Below are 16,925 nucleotides of genomic sequence, written 5' to 3'. Positions count from 1 at the left end.
GCCGGCGCGCGGCGCCAGCGCAAGCACGAATGACCGGAAAGGCAAAGTTGCCGCGCAATGGCGCGGCCAATCAGCAAAAGACACCGAAATGCCTCCAATCGAAAGGGTTCAAGGCCCAGACATCAAAGGAATGCGCCAGCGGCGCAGCCCTCCATAAAGCGGCGGAGCGGCTGGAAGTCAACTGGCGGTACAGAGAAAATTCAATTGAAACAACAGTTTAGAATTATTCTAAACTGGAATTATCAACTTTAAGGCGGCGCATGCGGCGGACATCCGGATTGACAGGCGGCCATCCTGGGTGCGACCCGGACCACGGCTCTTGCGGCGGCGGCAGACAATCGCCACTTGGCGGAAGATCCTAGATTTGAAGGCAAAAAGGGCTGCGATGAAGAACGGGGTGGTCATTGTCGGTGCGGGTCATGCGGGCGTGCAGGCGGCCGCTAGCCTGCGTGAGGAAGGCTATGACGGGCCGGTCATCCTGATCGGCGACGAGAACGAGCCGCCCTATCACAAGCCGCCGCTGTCCAAGACCTTCATCAAGGATGCCGACGCCAAGCCGCAGCCTTTGCGCGGCGAGGCCTTCTATTCCGGCAATGCCATCGACTACCGGCCGGGCGTTTGGATCGACAGGATCGATGGTGGCGAGCGCAGGCTGGACGTTTCCGGCGGCGGCACAATTGCCTTCGACCGGCTGGTGCTGGCCACCGGCTCGCGGCCGCGCCTCCTCAAGCTCGATGGCGCGGAGCTCGCCGGCGTGGTGTCGCTGCGCTCGCTGGCCGATGCGCGGCTGATCCGCGAGTTGAGCGCGCAGAGCGAAGAGGTCGTCATCCTCGGCGGCGGCTTCATCGGCCTCGAAATCGCAGCGACGCTGAGGGCCGCCGGCCGCAGGGTCACCGTCGTCGAGGCGCTCGACAGGCTTCTCGGCCGCGCCGTGGCGCCGGCAATCGCGGCGCATGTGCGCCAGCGCCTGGAGGCGATGGGCGTGCGCCTGCTCACCGGCACCACGGTTGCCCGTCTGGAAGGCGAAGGCGGCCGCGTTTCGGCCGCGATCACGTCAAGCGGCGAGCGCCTGCCGGCGCAACTGGTGATCATCGGCATCGGCGTGGTGCCCAATGTCGAGCTGGCCGAAGCCGCCGGCATCGCGATCGCCAACGGCATCCGCGTCGACCAGCATATGCAGAGCTCGATCCCGGAAATCCTCGCCGTCGGCGATGCCGCCTCCTACCGGCACTGGTTCACCGGCGGCGACGTGCGGCTGGAATCGGTGCAGAACGCCACCGACCAGGCGCGGCTTGCCGCGCGCACCATCGTCGGCCATGCCGAACCCTTCGCGGCCGTGCCTTGGTTCTGGTCGGATATCGGCGACATGAAGTTGCAGATGGTCGGCCTGACGCAAGGCGGCGACAGCCATGTCGTGCTGGGCGAGCCGGCCGAGAACAGGTTCTCGATCTACCACTATGCCGGCAACCGGCTGCTGGGCATCGAATCCGTCAACCGCCCGGCCGACCACATGCTCGGCCGCAAGATGCTCGGCGCCGGCTTCTCGCCCGCGCCTCACACCGTGGCAGCCGGGCCGGATGCGCTGAAGGCGGCGCTTGCGGCCTTCAGCCAGGACGAGCCGGCAAGGGCCAGCGCGTAGAGATTGCCAATTTTTGCCATCAGCCTTACATTGGTTGAATGAGCACGATGAATATCTCACTGCCCGACAGCTTGAAGCATTTTGTCGATCAGCAGGTGACGGAGCGCGGCTACGGCACGAGCAGCGAATATGTGCGTGAATTGATTCGCCACGATCAGGATCGTCAGCGTTTGCGCGGTCTGCTTCTTGAAGGCGCTTCGTCCGCGCCAGGCGCTCCTGTCGGTGACGACTATTTCGCGGCGCTGCGCAAGCGAGCGCTGGGCCAATAATTGGTTGCCGTAAAGGCAATTATTCCTCGTGCCCTTGCCTTGCGGGATATCGAAGACACTGTCGATTATTATGCACGCGAAGCTGGTTCGCACGTGGCGCTAGCCTATGTCGAGGATCTTCAAACTGCCTACAAAGTGATAGCCAACCATCCTGCATCGGGCTCGCTGAGATATAGCTATGCGATTGGACTACCCGGTCTGCGCAGTGTGCAATTGAAGCGCTATCCGTACCTGATTTTCTATGTCGAACAGGCCGATCATATCGATGTGTGGCGGGTCCTGCACGCCAAAATGGATATTCCAGCCTGGTTACAGAATCCGAACTCCTGACGGCGAGTTGCCGCACCGGCCTGGGCCGCCAGGAGAATCATTCGCACCGTCCGCCCCTTAGGCCGCGCGCGCCTCGCGGATCGAGGTCTCCAATATATCCAGCGCCTCCGTCATGACGCCGTCCTGGATGGTGATTGGCGACAGGAAGCGGATGACGTTGCCGTAGACGCCGCAGGTGAGCAGGATGAGGCCCTTGTCGAGCGCCTTCAGCCGCACCGCATTGGCTAATTCCGCCGAGGGCAGGCCCTTCTTCACATCATTGAACTCGACGGCGTTCATGAAGCCCGGGCCGCGGATGTCGACGATCTCCGGCACGTCCTCGCGGATCGACGCCAGCCGCTGCTTCAGCCTGGCGCCGAGCGCGTTGGCGCGCTCGCACAGCTTTTCTTCCTCGATGACGTCGAGCACGGCATGCGCCGCGGCGACGCCGATCGGGCTGCCGCCATAGGTGCCGCCGAGCCCGCCCGGTCCAGGCGCGTCCATGATCTCGGCGCGGCCGGTGACGGCCGACAGCGGGAACCCGCCGGCGAGGCTCTTGGCCATGGTGGTGAGATCCGGCGCCACGTCATGGTGCTCCATCGCGAACATCTTGCCGGTGCGGGCAAAGCCGGTCTGCACCTCGTCGGCGACAAGAAGGATGCCGTGCTGGTCGCAGGTCTTGCGCAGTGCCGTCATGAAATCGCGCGGCGCCTCGTAGAAGCCGCCCTCGCCCTGCACCGGCTCGACGATGATGGCCGCGACCCTGGCCGGATCGACATCGGCCTTGAACAGCTTGTCGAGCGCTGCAAGCGAATCCGCGACCGACACGCCGTGCAGCGCGACCGGGAACGGCGCATGGAAGACATCGGCCGGCATGGCGCCGAAGCCAACCTTGTAAGGCACGACCTTGCCGGTCAGCGCCATGCCCATGAAGGTGCGGCCGTGGAAGCCGCCGGAAAAGGCGATGACCGCCTGGCGACCGGTGGCGTTGCGCGCGATCTTGATGGCGTTCTCGACCGCCTCGGCGCCAGTGGTGACGAAGACGGTCCTCTTGTCGAACTTGCCGGGCAGCATGCCGTTCAGGCGCTCGGCGAGGCGCACATAGCTCTCGTAAGGAACGACCTGATGGCAAGTGTGGGTGAAGCGGTCGAGCTGCGCCTTGACCGCCTCGATCACTTTCGGATGGCGGTGACCCGTGTTGACCACCGCAATGCCCGACGAGAAGTCGATGTAGCGGCGGCCCTCGACGTCCCAGATTTCCGAATTCTCGGCACGATCGGCGTAGATCTGCGTGGTCATGCCGACGCCGCGCGAGATCGACTGGTTCTTGCGTTCGGAAATGGCTGAATTCTTCATCTCACACCTCATCGGGCCGGCGCCCGCTCCGTTTTGATGCCGTCAAAGCCTCTTCTGACCTTATTTCAGGTTTTCCTCAAGTCGGCACATTGGCCCAGTCGATTGGACCTGCCGCAAGGCCGAAATCGATCTCGACCAGCCAGTCGATCGTCAGGCAGAAACAGTTTCCTTTTCCGGCCGATCGATTATCCTCGCTGCAGCCGCGACGTGCCGCTGCCGGGAGCGGCTTCCCGCGGGCCGAGGGAACCATGAGCAGGAACGCGACATCGTCCGCCTTGCCGTCCTTGCCGCTCCGCCCTGCATGTCGGGTGCGGGATGGCGCCAAAGCAGACGTGATCGTTGCTGCGGAGAGTTAAAAGCCAGGTCGCACCCCGTCGCGAACCTGCGAGAGAAAACTACACCCTCACAAACCCCTCGCTCGCCCGAAGCAGGTTGCGCGTATAATCCTCGCTCACGCGGTGGCCGATCAGCTGGCTTGCGGTCAGCGTCTCCACCGCTTCGCCGTTCTGCATCACCATCAGCCGTTCGCACATATGGGTGATGATGGCGAGGTCGTGACTGACCATCAGAAAGGTGAGCTTGCGCCGCCGCCGCACCTCTTCGAGCAGGTTCAGCACCTCGGCCTGGACAGAAGCATCGAGCGCCGAGGTCGGCTCGTCGAGCAAAAGGATCGAAGGTTCGAGGATCAGCGCGCGGGCGATCGCGACACGCTGGCGCTGGCCGCCGGAGAGCTGGTGCGCATAGCGGAAGCGGAAACCCTTGCCGAGGCCGACTTCGTCCAGCGCGCGCTCGATGCGCTTCTCGCCATCCTGGATTGCGTGAATGGCGAGCGGTTCCTGCAGCAGCCGGTCGACGGTCTGGCGCGGATGCAGCGACCCATACGGATCTTGGAAGACCATCTGCACGTCGCGGTAAAAGGCCTTGTCGCGGGTCTTGCCAAGCGTCTTGCCGTTGATAGCGATGGTGCCGGCAGCGACAGGCGCAAGGCCGGTGATTGCCTTGAGCAGGGTCGACTTGCCGGAGCCGCTTTCGCCAACCAGGCCGTAGGACTCGCCTTCCCTGACTTCGAGTTTAACGCCCTTCAGCGCGCGGAAGCGGTCGAAAATCACCTCCAGCCCTTCGATGGTGATGGCGGCCGTCATGCCGCCCACTCCGGCTTGCGGTCGAGCACCGGCAGCGGGTGTCGCTCGAAGCCGATCCTCGGCATGCAGTTGAGCAGGCCGCGCGTATAGGGATGCTGGGCCTCGCGCAGCTCGGACGCCTTGAGCTGCTCGACCACCTTGCCGGCATACATGACGACCACGCGGTCGCAGAAGGAGGACACCAGGCGCAGATCATGCGAGATGAAGATCAGCCCCATGCCGCGCTCGGCGACCAGCCTATCGAGAATGTTCAGCACATCGAGCTGCACGGTGACGTCGAGCGCCGAGGTCGGCTCGTCGGCGATCATCAGTTCCGGCCCGGCGATCAGCATCATGGCGATCATCGCGCGCTGGCCCATGCCGCCCGAGACCTCATGCGGGTGAAGGTCGAAGACACGGGCCGGATCGCGAATCTGGACCGCCCGAAGCATCTCCAGCGCGCGCTCGCGCGCTTCGGCCTTTCCAACTTTCTCATGCGTGCGCAGCGTCTCGACGATCTGGCGGCCGATGGTCATCACCGGATCGAGCGAGTATTTCGGGTCCTGCAGGATCATGGCGATGCGGTTTCCCCGCAGCGCACGGCGCCGGCTGGATGACACCGAGAGCAGGTCGATGCCGTCGAAGCGCAGCTTTTTCGCCGACACCTCGGCCTGCGGCGGTGTCAGGCCCATGATGGCGCGGCCGGTCTGCGACTTGCCGGAGCCGCTCTCGCCGACGATGCCCAGCCGCTCGCGGCCGAGCGAGAAGGACACGCCGCGCACCGCCTGCACGATCCCGGTGCGTGTCGGGAAAGTGACGCGCAGATCGTCGACTTCGAGCAGCGTGCCTTTCGTTTGCCTATCGGAATTGCCGCTCATTGGTTGCCGCTCATCGGTCGCCACTCATTGGTCGCCGCTCCGGGGATCGAGCGCGTCGCGCAGGCCGTCACCGAGCAGGTTGAAGCCGAGGCTGACGATGAGGATGGCAACGCCTGGTGCGGCAGCCACCCACCACTGGTCGAGGATGAAGCGGCGGCCGGACGCGATCATCGCGCCCCATTCGGGCAGCGGCGGCTGCGCGCCGAGGCCGAGGAAGCCGAGGCCTGCGGCGGTGAGGATGATGCCCGCCATGTCGAGCGTCACCCGGATGATCAGCGAGGAGATGCAGAGCGGCATGATGTGGCGCAGCACGATGCGGAAGGGCGAGGCACCCATCAATTGCACCGCCTTGATGTAGTCGGAATTGCGCACCGTCAGCGTCTCGGCGCGCGCGATGCGCGCGTAAGGCGGCCAGGAGGTGATGGCGATCGCCAGCACCGCGTTCTCGATGCCGGGGCCGAGCGCCGCAACGAAGGCCAGCGCCAGCACCAGCTTCGGGAAAGCCAGGAAGATGTCGGTGATGCGCATCAAAATGGCATCGGTCCAGCCGCCGGCATAGCCTGCGACGGTGCCGACCAGCAGGCCGATGGGCGCGGCGATGATGGCGACGAGGATGACGACATAGAGCGTCCAGCGCGAGCCGTACAGGATGCGCGAGTAGATATCGCGGCCGAGGTCGTCGGTGCCGAACCAATGCGCGGCGCTCGGCGCCAGCAGACGGGCATTCTTCAGGTCACCCACGGTTGGCGAGTAGGGTGCCAGCACGCCGGCAAGCGCGGCTACCACCACCAACGCGAGAATGATGAGCAAACCGACGAGCGCGAGCCGGTTGGCTGTGAAGCGCCGCCAGGCCACATAGGCGCGGCCGAGCCTTGCCTGCATGCGCGAGGACGGCCGCTCGCTGAGCAGCCATTCGCGACGGGTTTGCATCGTCTCGGCGCTCATTCGACTTTCGTCCGTGGATCGAGGAGCCGATAGAGCAGGTCCGACAGAAGGTTGATGGCGATGAAGACCGAGCCGATGATGATGGTGCCGCCGAGCACCGCGTTCATGTCGGCGTTCTGCAATGAATTGGTGATGTAGAGGCCGATGCCCGGCCAGGAGAAGACGGTCTCGGTCAACACCGAGCCTTCGAGCAGGCTGGCATAGGAAAGCGCGATCACCGTCACCATCGGCACAGCGGCGTTGCGCAGCGCGTGGCCCCAGATGATGCGCGTCTCCGACAGGCCCTTGGCGCGCGCGGCGACGATATATTCCTGCGCCATCTCGTTCAGCATGAAGGAGCGCGTCATGCGGCTGATATAGGCGAGCGCGAAATAGCCAAGCAGGGAGGCCGGCAGGATGATGTGGCGGTAGGCGTCGTAGAAGACATCCCACTGTCCCTGCATGGCCGCATCGAGCAGGTAGAAGCCGGTGATCGGCGTGAAAGTGTATTCGTAGACGACGTCGAGCCGCGCCGGAAAGGCGACCCATTGCAGCTTGGCGTAGAACAGGACGAGGCCGAGCAGCCCCAGCCAGAAGATCGGCACGGAATAGCCGATAAGGCCGATGATGCGCACGATCTGGTCGATGAGGCTGCCGCGCCGCACCGCGGCCAGCACGCCGAGCGGCACGCCGATGACGGCGCCGATGATCGTGCCGAGCGTCGCCAGCTCGATGGTCGCCGGAAAGACGCGGCGGATGTCGGACATCACCGGATTGGTGGTCAGCACCGAAGTGCCGAAATCGCCGCTGAGCGCGTTTTTGACGTAGATGTAGAACTGCTGGATCAGCGGCAGGTCGAGCCCCATCTCGCGGCGCGTGCGCTCGACGACGGCTGTCGGGGCCCGGTCGCCGAGCACGGCCAGCACCGGATCGATCGGGATGACGCGGCCGATGAAGAAGGTCACCGCGAGAAGACCGAGATAGGTCGTCACCGCGATGACCAGGAAGCGGCCGATCGACGACAGAAGCGCGACGGCACGGGCGCCGCCGCGCCCCGCCGCCGCCTGGTTCTCAGCTACGCTCACGCGGCGCGTCCGAAAGCGCTATTCCTTCGAGACCGGCCAGACGAAGTTGGTGTCGAAGCTCGGGCCGAGCTTGAAGTCCTTCAGGTTCTTGCGCAGCCCCGCCACCTCCAGCTGCTGATGGATGATGACGAAGGGGCTGGTGTCGAGGACCTTCTTCTGCAGGTCCTTGTACATGTCGGCGCGCTTGGCGGAGTCCTTCTCGAGCAGCGCCGCCTCGGTTTCCTTGGTCAGGTCCGGAATATCCCAGGCATTGCGCCAGGCCAGTGTCTTGATCTTGGCACTGTCGGAATTGTCCGGGTTCGAGGCGAAAGTCTGCGCGTTGGAGTTGGGATCGAAATAGTCCTGGCCCCAATTGCCGATATAGATGTCGTGGTTGCGGGCGCGGTATTTGGTCAGCGTCTGCTTGCCGTCGCCGGGGATGATCTCAAGCTTGATACCGGCCTGGCCGAGCGTCTGCTGGATCGATTCCGCCATGCCGGTGGTCGGCTGGCCGGTGCGCACGTCCATGGTCACTTTGAAGCCATCAGCCAACCCGGCCTTTGCCAGCAGCTCCTTGGCCTTGGCGACGTCGAGCTTGAACGGATTGTCGTCGATCGCGCCGAGGTCGCCCTTGGGCAGGAAGGACTGGTGGATCTCGCCGATGCCCTTCAGGATGGTCGAGGCCATCGCATCATAGTCGATGAGATATTTGAACGCCTGACGCACCTCAGGCTTGGCGAGGTTCGGGTTCTTCTGGTTGAGGCTGATGTAATAGACCGTGCCCTTCGGCGCGCTTGTCGTGGTGAGATCGGCGTTTTTGGAGATGGCATCGAGATCGTTCGGTTCCAGATTGCGGGCGACATCGATGTCGCCGGCCTCCAGCGCCAGGCGCTGCGCCGAGCTCTCCTTCATGTTGCGGTAGATGACGCGGGCGAGCTTGGCCTTCTCGCCATTGTAATTGTCGTTACGCTCCAGCACGACAGCCTCGTTGGCGCGCCATTCGCGCAGCTTGTAGGGGCCAGAGCCGGCATAGCCGGTCTTCAGCCAGGCGTTGCCGAAGTCGTTGTCCCATTTGTAGTCGGCGCTCGGCGTGACGGCGGCGACATGCTCCTTGACCAGCTTGCTGTCGACGACCGAGGCGACGGTGGCCGACAGGCAGTTCAGCACGAAGCTCGGCGCATAGGCCTTGTCGACAACGAACTGGAAGGTGGTGTCGTCGACCGCTTTCGCCTTCTCGGTGACATTGTCGCCACTGATGCCGAACTGATTGATGATGAAGGCCGGGCTCTTATCGAGCTTGATGGCGCGCTCGAAGGAATAGGCGACATCGGCCGCGGTGATCGGATTGCCGGAGGCGAACTTCATGCCGGGCTTGAGCTTGAAGGTATAGGTCAGGCCGTCATCCGAAACGCTCCAGCTTTCGGCGAGATCGCCCTTAACCTTGGAAGTATCGTTGAGGTCGAGGCGGACCAGAAGATCATAAGTATTGCCGGTAACCTCGGCGGTCGACAGCTCGAACGCTTCGCCCGGATCCATCGAGATGATGTCGTCGATTGCGAAACCTTCGACCAGCGTGTCGGCAGGCGTGACCGCAAAGGCCGGCACCGCGAGCAGCGCCGACATCGCCACACCCGCGAGCAAGCCACGAGAGCGAAGAGCAAACCTTTCCAGCATCATGGTAGTCGTTCCCTGTTTTGTTGATTGTTGACCTGAGTTCCCGGCTCAGGGTTGCAGAATTCCTTGGGACCGATCGACGGCCCACCGACCTTACCGTCGTGGTTTTTGTCCAGTTGGTCAACACCCTATTCGGCGGCGTTCGAACCCGCAACGCGCATTTTTCGAGACAGCTTATTGGGCCAGAATGGGCCACCGCGAGTCGACCCAGGCGCCGGCTAGCCGAAGCCGTCGATTGGGAAAAATCTGCCAAATCTTGGCCGCTTGGAAGTCGCCCGTCATTTCAGCTGCGCGACCAGGTTCGCGTCCGGAAAGCAGGTGGCGGCCTTGCCGTTCTTCGCTTGCCAGACGCCGATCGAGCGGCGTGTCTTGAAGCCGGGCAGGCCGTCGGCACTGCCGACATCGTAGCCCTTGGCCTCCAGCGCCTGCTGGAGGGCAGCGATATCGGATCGGTGGAGATCGCCCACCCGCCCCCAGGTGCCGGCAAAGGTGGTGTCGCCTTTGGCGATGCGATCGGCGGCGTGGCCGATGAACAGCGCATAGAGATCGCTGGTGTTGTATTGCTTCAGCACATACAAATTCGGCGTGACGATGAAAGCGGGGCCGCTGCGTCCGGCCGGCATCAGCAGGAAACCCTCGGCCTTGAGTTCACTGGCCGGAAACGCCTTTCCGTCGACGCGCCTGATGCCCATCGCCACCCAGTCAGAAATCTTCTTGCCCTGGTCGGGTCCTTCGAGCGCGCAGGAGACGTTTGCCGGCGCAATCACCTCGGTCCCCCAGCCGCGCCCCCTCACCCAGCCATAGTGGACAAGATAGTTGGCGATGGAGGCGAGCACGTCCGGCGTCGAATTCCAGATGTCGGGCCGGCCGTCGCCGTCGAAATCGACGGCATGCTTGAGGAAGGACGTCGGCATGAATTGCGGCTGGCCGAGCGCGCCGGCCCAGGAGGACTTCATCGCATTGACCGGAGCGAGCCCGCGCTCGACGATCTCTAGTGCGGCCAGTACCTCGGTGCGGAAGAAATCCTTCTTCGTCGACATGAACGCCTTGGTGCCTAGCACCTCGAAGGCGTCGTATGCCATCTTGGCGGCGCCGAAGCCGGTCTCGCGACCCCAGATCGCCAGCACGATCTCGCCAGGCACGCCGTAGCGCTTCTCGATGAGCCCAAGCACGCGGGCGTTGGCGCTCTCGCGCGACCGTCCTCCGCCGGTGACGGCCCGAATGGTCTTCTCGGCGAAATAATTGGCGGGCGGACCGAACTCCGCCTGGTGCTGTTTTTGCGGCGTCGCCGGCTTCTCGCCGGGCATGACGAGATCCGGCAGTTTCAGGTTCGGCTTCACGCCGATGAAGGCGGCGTCGAAGGTCTTTTTGGAAATGCCTTTGGCCTTGGCCTCGGGCCAGAGGTCGTTTTGCAGCCAGGCCTGGAATTGGTTGTCGATGGGCGTGGCGCGAGCGGGCAGGGTGAGGAGGACGGCAAGCGCCGCAAGGAAAAATGCGAAGCCGAATTTGGAAAAGCCGCGTTCTGTCGCGCCCCCCTCTGTCTTGCCGGACATCTCCCCCACTTGCGGGGAGATTGGCTGTTTCGGTGCCCCGCCTCTTCCTGCGACCTTGGATATTGGCGAAAGCCGGCGTGACGTCTGATCTCCCCCCTTGCGGGGGAGATGTCCGGCAAGACAGAGGGGGGTGGGACGGAGTGCGGCCTTTCCGGGAAAAACGCCAGTCACCAATCCCCTCCCCTCAAAACGCCGTCCTCGAGCGCAGCGCCGCGGCAAGCGTGCCTTCGTCGAGATAGTCGAGTTCGCCGCCGACCGGAACGCCATGCGCGAGCCTAGTCACCTTGACCTCGAAACCCGAGAGCTGATCGGTCAGGTAGTGCGCCGTGGTCTGGCCCTCGACGGTGGCGTTTACGGCAAGGATCACCTCCTTCACCTCGCCGCCGGCGACACGGTCTACCAGCGAGCGGATGTTGAGCTGGTCCGGGCCGATGCCATCGAGCGGCGACAGCGTGCCGCCGAGCACGTGATAGCGCACATTCATGGCGGCGGCGCGTTCCAGCGCCCAGAGATCGGAGACGTCCTCGACGACGATAAGCGTGCCGGCATCGCGGCGTGGATCGGTGCAGATCATGCACGGGTCGGAGGTGTCGACATTGCCGCAGGTCGAGCAGATGCGCACTTTATCGGCCGCCTCGCCCATGGCTGCGGCTAAAGGCTCGAGCAGCTGCTCCTTCTTCTTGATGAGATGGAGAGCCGCGCGCCTTGCCGAACGCGGCCCGAGCCCCGGCACCTTGGCCAGGAGCTGGATCAGGCGTTCTATCTCTGGACCGGCGATTCTTTTCGACATCGCTCTGATCTAGAGCAATTCCGGGAAAAGTGCGAAACGGTTTTCAGAGCGCTTTGGTGACATCCGCAACAGGAAATGATCCGCCATGCCGTCAAGGCGGATCATTTGATGGCGGGTTGGCTCAGTAGGCTTCGAGCGGCCGGGACTGGCTGACAATCAGCGCGCCGATGGCGTCGGTGTTCTCAGGCGTCGACTGGAATCCCATCGCCGCTTCCTGCGGAGCGCTCGGAACGGAGGTGATGTAGCGACCTTTCAACGTGCCGCCGAAGCGGGAGGCGTCGGGCTCCTCCATCGGCTCCTGCATCGCCACCATGATCGGCTTCGCCGTGACGCGGCCGGCCTTCTGCCCTGGCGCGGCGGAGGCCGTCACATAGGTCTGCTGGGCAGCAACGGTTGTGGTCTTGGCCGGAAGCGCTGGCGCGGCAGCCGCGGTCGTAGCGGCCTGCTTGGCCGGATCAGCATGAACGATCGTCTTGACCACCGGCTCGGCGGAAGCGACGAGGACCGGAGCGGTGGGGTCGGTCTTCTGCGACTTGCCGGAGGCCATGGCGACCATCGGCTCATCCGGCAACGGCTGCCAGTTGCGGCCGCGCTTCTCATAGAAGGCATTGCCGCCGGCCACCATCGTGTAGTGCATGTTCTTGTAGGGGAAACGCAGGCCGGCGGTGTGGAAGAACATCGTGTTCTTGAGCTTGGCCTTGCGCTCGCCTTTCAGCACTGCCTCGGCGGCTTCTTCGACATCTGGCAATGCCCGCGAATTCATCGGGCGCGTCAGCACGCCCGGGGCGAACTGGCCCTTTTCGCCGACGACCTCGCAGATCGTGCTGCCATGCTGTCCCGAGCGTAGCCGATTCATCACGACCGTGCCGACGGCGATCATGCCGTCACGGCTCGACCGGTTGGACTCGAAGAACATCGCCCTTTGCAGGCACTCCTTGTCCTTCATCGAGTATTTATAGGAACGCGAGCTGAGGAAGCTCGGGGTGACGGCGTCGGTCAGGCTCGCCACCGACATGCCATGTGAAGCGGTCTGGCTGCAGCCGGCCAGGAGCAAGGGGGAAGCGGCGATGCCGATAAGCAGCAGCGGCGTCTTCCATCGCGTCGCGATCAACAAAAAAGCCTCATTTCCAGATGCCAGCCCGCCCCGAGATGTGGCAAGAATGAGACTCTTTCAGGCAAAAAGATGGCTAGATGGTTAGCAACCTCTGGACTTGGGTAAAACTTTATGAATGTCGCGAAATGAGCCCGTGAGCATGCCGGCAAAATGGTTAATATTGCGGCCCGGGCTCAATTTTCGTTCACAATCAATTAACTGGTGGCAGATGCCCTAGAACGGCAATTTCATTCCGGGCGGTATAGGCAAGCCCGCAGTCAATGCCTTGGTCTTTTCCTGCATGACCAGCTCGACCTTATTTTTGGCATCATTGTGAGCGGCCAACAGCAAGTCTTCGAGGATCTCCACCTCGTCGTCCTTCAGCAAGGACGGATCGATCTTCAGCGCCTTCATTTCGAACTTGCCGGTCAGGGTCACGCTGACCAGGCCGCCACCCGCCTGCCCAGTGGCTTCCAGGGTGGCGATCTCATCCTGCATGGCCTGGAACTTGGCCTGCATTTCCTTTGCCTTGCCCATCAGGCCGAGAAGATCCTTCATCGTGAAACTTCCTCTTGTTGGAATCTACGTTAACGCGAGTATGATCTTGACCGAAACCGGTCCGTACTCTTTCCCTGACGCGTTCGTCAGCTCTAAATCTCTTCGTCGTCGGCAGCCGGCTCAACCGGCAGGTCGGCGTCAGCGCCTTCCGCTTCCGGCACATCGGGAATGCGCACGTCGATGATCTTGGCGCCGGGAAAGCGGGCGAGGATGGCGGCGACGGTCGGATCGCTCCTGGCATCGGAGAAGGCGTTCTCGCGCTTTGTCGTCTCCATCTCGGCCAGCGTCTTGCTACCCTCTTCCTTCGACAGCGAGACCAGCCAGTTGCGGCCGGTCCAGGCACGCAGCTTGGAGGTCAGGTCGTTGAGCAGCATCTTGGGCGCATCGTCGGCCAGGCTGACGTCGATGCGGCCAGGCTCGATGCGCACCAGCCGCACGCAGCGCTTGACCAACACCTTGAAGGCGATGTCGCGGTTGGCATCGGCCAGGGCCGCGATGTCGGCCAGCGACTTCACCGGAACGGCCGGTGTTTCGATGACCGGTTCGGGCGCCGGGACGAAGGCGGCGGGCGCGGGCTGCATCTCGACCAGCCGCATGGTCTGCCCTCCGCCGTTAGAGGCCGGCATCCGCGCCGGCGCCACGGCATTTGTGCCGCCGCCACTGCTTGCCGGCGCTCCATTGGCGCGCGGAGCGCCATTCGGCACAGGGGCCGCCCCCTCGAGCGATTTCAGCGCTTCGTCCAGCGTCGGCAGGTCGGCGGCATGCGCCAGCCGGATCAGCACCATCTCGCCGGCGCTGACTGGACGGTTGGAGGACTGCACCTCGGGAATGCCTTTCAAGAGCATCTGCCAGGTTCGCGAGAGCACGCGCACCGACAGCGTGCTCGCAAATTCGGCGCCGCGCCGCCGCTCGTCCTCGGAGAGCGAGGCATCATTGGCCGCGGCCGGCACGAACCGCAGACGCGTAACGAGGTGGTTGAATTCCGCCAGGTCGGTGAGCACCGCGGCCGGATCGGCGCCGGTATCGTATTGCGCGCGGAATTCGGACAAAGCCGCTGCAACATCACCCTTCATGACGTGCTCGAACAGGTCGATGATACGGGCGCGGTCGGCCAAGCCCAGCATGGCGCGAACAGCGTCGGCGCTGACGGTGCCGCTGCCATGGGCGATCGCCTGATCGAGGATGGAGAGCGAATCGCGTGCCGAGCCCTCGGCGGCCCGCGCAATCATCGCCAAAGCCTCATCATCGACGGAAATACCTTCCTTCGCGGCAATCGAGGAAAGATGCGCGACGAGCGCGCTGGCATCGATGCGCCTCAGGTCGAAGCGCTGACAGCGCGATAGAACCGTGATCGGCACCTTGCGGATCTCGGTGGTGGCGAAGATGAATTTGACATGCGGCGGCGGCTCTTCCAGCGTCTTCAACAGGCCGTTGAAGGCCTGGGTGGAGAGCATGTGCACTTCGTCGATGATGTAGACCTTGTAGCGGGCCGAGACCGGCGCGTAGCGGACGCGGTCGATGATGTCCCTGATGTCGTCGATGCCGGTGTGGGAGGCCGCGTCCATCTCGATGACGTCGACATGGCGGCCTTCCATGATCGCCTGGCAATGCTCGCCGGGGGTCGAAAGGTCGACGGAGGGTTGGTCGACAGTGGCGGTTTTATAGTTCAGGGCGCGTGCGAGAATGCGCGCCGTCGTCGTCTTGCCGACACCGCGCACGCCGGTCAGCATCCAGGCCTGGGCGATGCGGCCAGTGGCGAAGGCATTGGTGAGCGTGCGGACCATCGGCTCCTGGCCGATCAGTTCGGAGAAATTGGAGGGGCGGTATTTGCGCGCCAGCACGCGATAGGCGCCGGCCTTACCTGTCTCCAGGCTTTCTGGCCCCGAATTTCCGGCTTCGCTCATTCGCCGTCAAAAGCTCCAAGGACCGCGACGGAAGGCGGCCGATTCCTGCGCATAGTCTCGCCCGCACGGCTCGGCGCCGTCAATGTCGCGGGAGAAAGGCGAAGAGGCGGGAGGCTGGAACAATGACCCGTTCCGGGCTCGTTAGGGCTGCTTCCTTCCGGACCTGACCCGGTTGGCGAGTGGATCGTCCACCACCAACCTCCCAAGCTCCATATCGGCAATTCAGCGGCGAAATGCAAGGGTCGTAGTGGATCAGCGGCCAGGCCATGCGGTGCAGACGACCTTCAAATCCGCAGGAGCGGTCAATGATTCGCTTGCAGCCACCTTGCCGTCGCTCTAGCGTTCAGGGTTTGAAGCATTCTCGAAAAGTGAGGGAAACGCCCATGCTGCCTGGCCTAAAGGCCGGTTTCACACTGGACGCCCGATTGGAGGCGGACAGTGAGCAGCTCATGTGGCTCGGCCTGTGCGAGCTCCGGCTGATGAACGATCGCCGCTGGCCGTGGCTGGTCCTGGTGCCGCAGCGGCCGGGCGTGGAGGAAATCCACGACCTGACGCCGCTCGACCAGACGATGCTGACCTTCGAGACCAATATGGTGGCGCACGCGCTGAAGCGGGTGACCGGCTGCACCAAGATCAACACCGGGGCGCTCGGCAACATCGTGCGCCAGCTGCACGTCCATGTCATCGCCCGCAGCGAGAGCGACCCCGGCTGGCCAGGGCCGGTCTGGGGGCATGGCATGCGCGAGCCGTATGAGCGCTCCGACATCCGCCGGTTTGCCGAAAAGATCAAGGCAGCGCTATAAAGCCATCAGTGTCCATTCCTGCCCCTCCTCGAGTCTCCTATGAACTTTCGTCTGTTTGACGCGCCTTTGCGCGAGCCGAGCCAATTCGTCGGTTTCGCCGGCAACCGGATCGACCGGCAATCGGAAAACCGCGCCGACGACGCGGTCGAGAAGGCGCTTGGCGAGCGATCGGCGCGGCTGATGCTGATGCATGGCGGCAGGCTTTATCTGAAGCTCGACGACGGCAAATTCGACCCATGGTTCGAAGCGGCGGAAAGCCAGGCCTTCGAGGTTTCGCTCGACGGCGGCGTGCTGCTCGGCCTTTCGGAGAGCGGCCCGGTGCTGGCCGTGCCCGCCGGCATCGAACCGGAAAATCTGCCGGAAACGGTGAAGGCGATCGACTACCGCTCCGTCTATATGCAGGGGCTGATAGACGAAGCGGCGGCCGGCGCGCTGGCGCAGGGCGCTGCGCTGCTCGCCTGGCATGCCAGCCACGCTTTCTGCAGCAAATGCGGCAATCGCTCGGAGATGCGCGCCGGCGGCTACAGGCGGCATTGCCCGGCCTGCGGCACCGACCATTTCCCGCGCACCGATCCGGTGGCGATCATGCTGACGGCGACGCGCGAGAAATGCCTGCTCGGGCGCGGCCGGCATTTCGGGCCGGGCATGTATTCGGCCCTTGCCGGCTTCATCGAGCCCGGCGAGACGATCGAGGCGGCGGTGCGCCGCGAGACGCTGGAGGAGGCCGGAATCCGGCTCGGCCGCGTCGTCTACCACGCCAGCCAGCCCTGGCCGTTCCCCTATTCGCTGATGATCGGCTGCTTCGGCGAGCCGCTCAACGAGGACATCCAGGCCGACCTGAACGAGCTCGAAGACTGCCGCTGGTTCTTCCGCGATGAGGTGCGCTCGATGCTGGAGAGGACGCACCCGGGCGGCCTGATCACGCCGCCGAAAGGGGCGATCGCCCACCACCTCATCCGCGCCTGGGTCGACAGCGAATAGGAGCCGAGA

The 16,925-nt window shown here is 63.9% G+C and carries 17 protein-coding genes and 1 other RNA gene; 6 read left to right on the top strand and 12 right to left on the bottom strand.

The genetic code is table 11. From position 1 onward, the window contains the following. The first annotated feature begins 29 nt into the window (after nt 1-29). The 4 genes from EOD29_RS20570 (at nt 30) to EOD29_RS20555 (ending at nt 2,238) form a co-directional block, all read left to right on the top strand. On the top strand, nt 30-221 hold the full coding sequence (locus EOD29_RS20570; protein WP_127214990.1) for a hypothetical protein: 192 nt from the start codon (nt 30-32) through the stop codon (nt 219-221). Between the two features lie 164 nt (nt 222-385). Beyond that, a complete protein-coding gene (locus EOD29_RS20565; RefSeq protein ID WP_067324500.1) occupies nt 386-1,639 on the top strand; it encodes an FAD-dependent oxidoreductase in 1,254 nt (417 codons plus the stop codon). Between the two features lie 38 nt (nt 1,640-1,677). Continuing rightward, nucleotides 1,678-1,908 (top strand): type II toxin-antitoxin system ParD family antitoxin, encoded by a 231-nt coding sequence (locus tag EOD29_RS20560; protein WP_067324498.1) that lies wholly within the window; start codon nt 1,678-1,680, stop codon nt 1,906-1,908. Continuing rightward, the gene (locus tag EOD29_RS20555) at nt 1,909-2,238 is read left to right on the top strand and encodes a type II toxin-antitoxin system RelE/ParE family toxin (RefSeq protein WP_067324496.1); all 330 of its coding nucleotides are present in this window, start codon (nt 1,909-1,911) and stop codon (nt 2,236-2,238) included. Between the two features lie 57 nt (nt 2,239-2,295). Here the strand turns inward: EOD29_RS20555 and EOD29_RS20550 are convergent, their stop codons facing one another. The 12 genes from EOD29_RS20550 to ffs all read right to left on the bottom strand — a co-directional run bounded on the left by EOD29_RS20550 (nt 2,296) and on the right by ffs (nt 15,335). Further along, nucleotides 2,296-3,573 carry a 4-aminobutyrate--2-oxoglutarate transaminase gene (locus tag EOD29_RS20550; RefSeq protein WP_067324759.1) on the bottom strand — a complete coding sequence of 426 codons (1,278 nt, stop codon included), beginning with the start codon at nt 3,571-3,573 and terminating at the stop codon, nt 2,296-2,298. A 395-nt stretch (nt 3,574-3,968) separates the two neighbouring features. Continuing rightward, nucleotides 3,969-4,715, bottom strand: a complete 747-nt coding sequence (locus tag EOD29_RS20545) for an ABC transporter ATP-binding protein (protein ID WP_067324757.1) — start codon at nt 4,713-4,715, stop codon at nt 3,969-3,971. Then, nucleotides 4,712-5,572 (bottom strand): ABC transporter ATP-binding protein, encoded by an 861-nt coding sequence (locus EOD29_RS20540; protein WP_066996477.1) that lies wholly within the window; start codon nt 5,570-5,572, stop codon nt 4,712-4,714. The genes EOD29_RS20545 and EOD29_RS20540 overlap by 4 nt, the downstream gene beginning before the upstream one ends. 24 nt (nt 5,573-5,596) lie before the next feature. Continuing rightward, complete coding sequence (gene nikC, locus EOD29_RS20535) at nt 5,597-6,517, bottom strand: nickel transporter permease (RefSeq protein WP_095799313.1); 921 nt, start codon at nt 6,515-6,517, stop codon at nt 5,597-5,599. Further along, entirely contained in the window at nt 6,514-7,581 is a 1,068-nt protein-coding gene (locus EOD29_RS20530) for an ABC transporter permease (RefSeq protein ID WP_067324491.1), read from the bottom strand. Before EOD29_RS20530 ends, nikC begins: the two co-directional genes overlap by 4 nt. Nucleotides 7,582-7,599: 18 nt before the next feature. After that, nucleotides 7,600-9,237: an ABC transporter substrate-binding protein gene (locus EOD29_RS20525; protein WP_127247617.1), complete on the bottom strand. Its 1,638-nt coding sequence runs from the start codon at nt 9,235-9,237 to the stop codon at nt 7,600-7,602. Nucleotides 9,238-9,512: 275 nt separating this feature from the next. After that, a complete protein-coding gene (locus EOD29_RS20520; protein ID WP_127247695.1) occupies nt 9,513-10,787 on the bottom strand; it encodes a lytic murein transglycosylase in 1,275 nt (424 codons plus the stop codon). 184 nt (nt 10,788-10,971) lie between these two features. After that, the gene (gene recR, locus EOD29_RS20515; protein ID WP_066996262.1) at nt 10,972-11,577 is read right to left on the bottom strand and encodes a recombination mediator RecR; all 606 of its coding nucleotides are present in this window, start codon (nt 11,575-11,577) and stop codon (nt 10,972-10,974) included. 121 nt (nt 11,578-11,698) lie between these two features. After that, nucleotides 11,699-12,688 (bottom strand): cell wall hydrolase, encoded by a 990-nt coding sequence (locus tag EOD29_RS20510; protein WP_067324486.1) that lies wholly within the window; start codon nt 12,686-12,688, stop codon nt 11,699-11,701. 216 nt (nt 12,689-12,904) lie between these two features. Further along, the gene (locus EOD29_RS20505; protein ID WP_066996259.1) at nt 12,905-13,228 is read right to left on the bottom strand and encodes a YbaB/EbfC family nucleoid-associated protein; all 324 of its coding nucleotides are present in this window, start codon (nt 13,226-13,228) and stop codon (nt 12,905-12,907) included. Between the two features lie 92 nt (nt 13,229-13,320). Then, nucleotides 13,321-15,132 (bottom strand): DNA polymerase III subunit gamma/tau, encoded by a 1,812-nt coding sequence (locus tag EOD29_RS20500; protein ID WP_127247615.1) that lies wholly within the window; start codon nt 15,130-15,132, stop codon nt 13,321-13,323. 106 nt (nt 15,133-15,238) lie between these two features. Beyond that, nucleotides 15,239-15,335: signal recognition particle sRNA small type (gene ffs, locus EOD29_RS20495), an RNA gene on the bottom strand. Between the two features lie 180 nt (nt 15,336-15,515). Here ffs and EOD29_RS20490 point away from each other — a divergent pair. Together EOD29_RS20490 and nudC are read left to right on the top strand one after the other, a co-directional pair. Then, the gene (locus EOD29_RS20490; RefSeq protein ID WP_066996253.1) at nt 15,516-15,935 is read left to right on the top strand and encodes an HIT family protein; all 420 of its coding nucleotides are present in this window, start codon (nt 15,516-15,518) and stop codon (nt 15,933-15,935) included. 39 nt (nt 15,936-15,974) lie between these two features. Next, complete coding sequence (gene nudC / locus EOD29_RS20485) at nt 15,975-16,916, top strand: NAD(+) diphosphatase (RefSeq protein ID WP_095824247.1); 942 nt, start codon at nt 15,975-15,977, stop codon at nt 16,914-16,916. Nucleotides 16,917-16,925: the final 9 nt, after the last annotated feature.

This window comes from Mesorhizobium sp. M1A.T.Ca.IN.004.03.1.1 (assembly GCF_003997555.1).
Lineage (GTDB): Bacteria > Pseudomonadota > Alphaproteobacteria > Rhizobiales > Rhizobiaceae > Mesorhizobium.
Note: the sequence above shows the minus strand (reverse complement) of the source record. Positions and strands in the feature narration are given on the sequence as shown.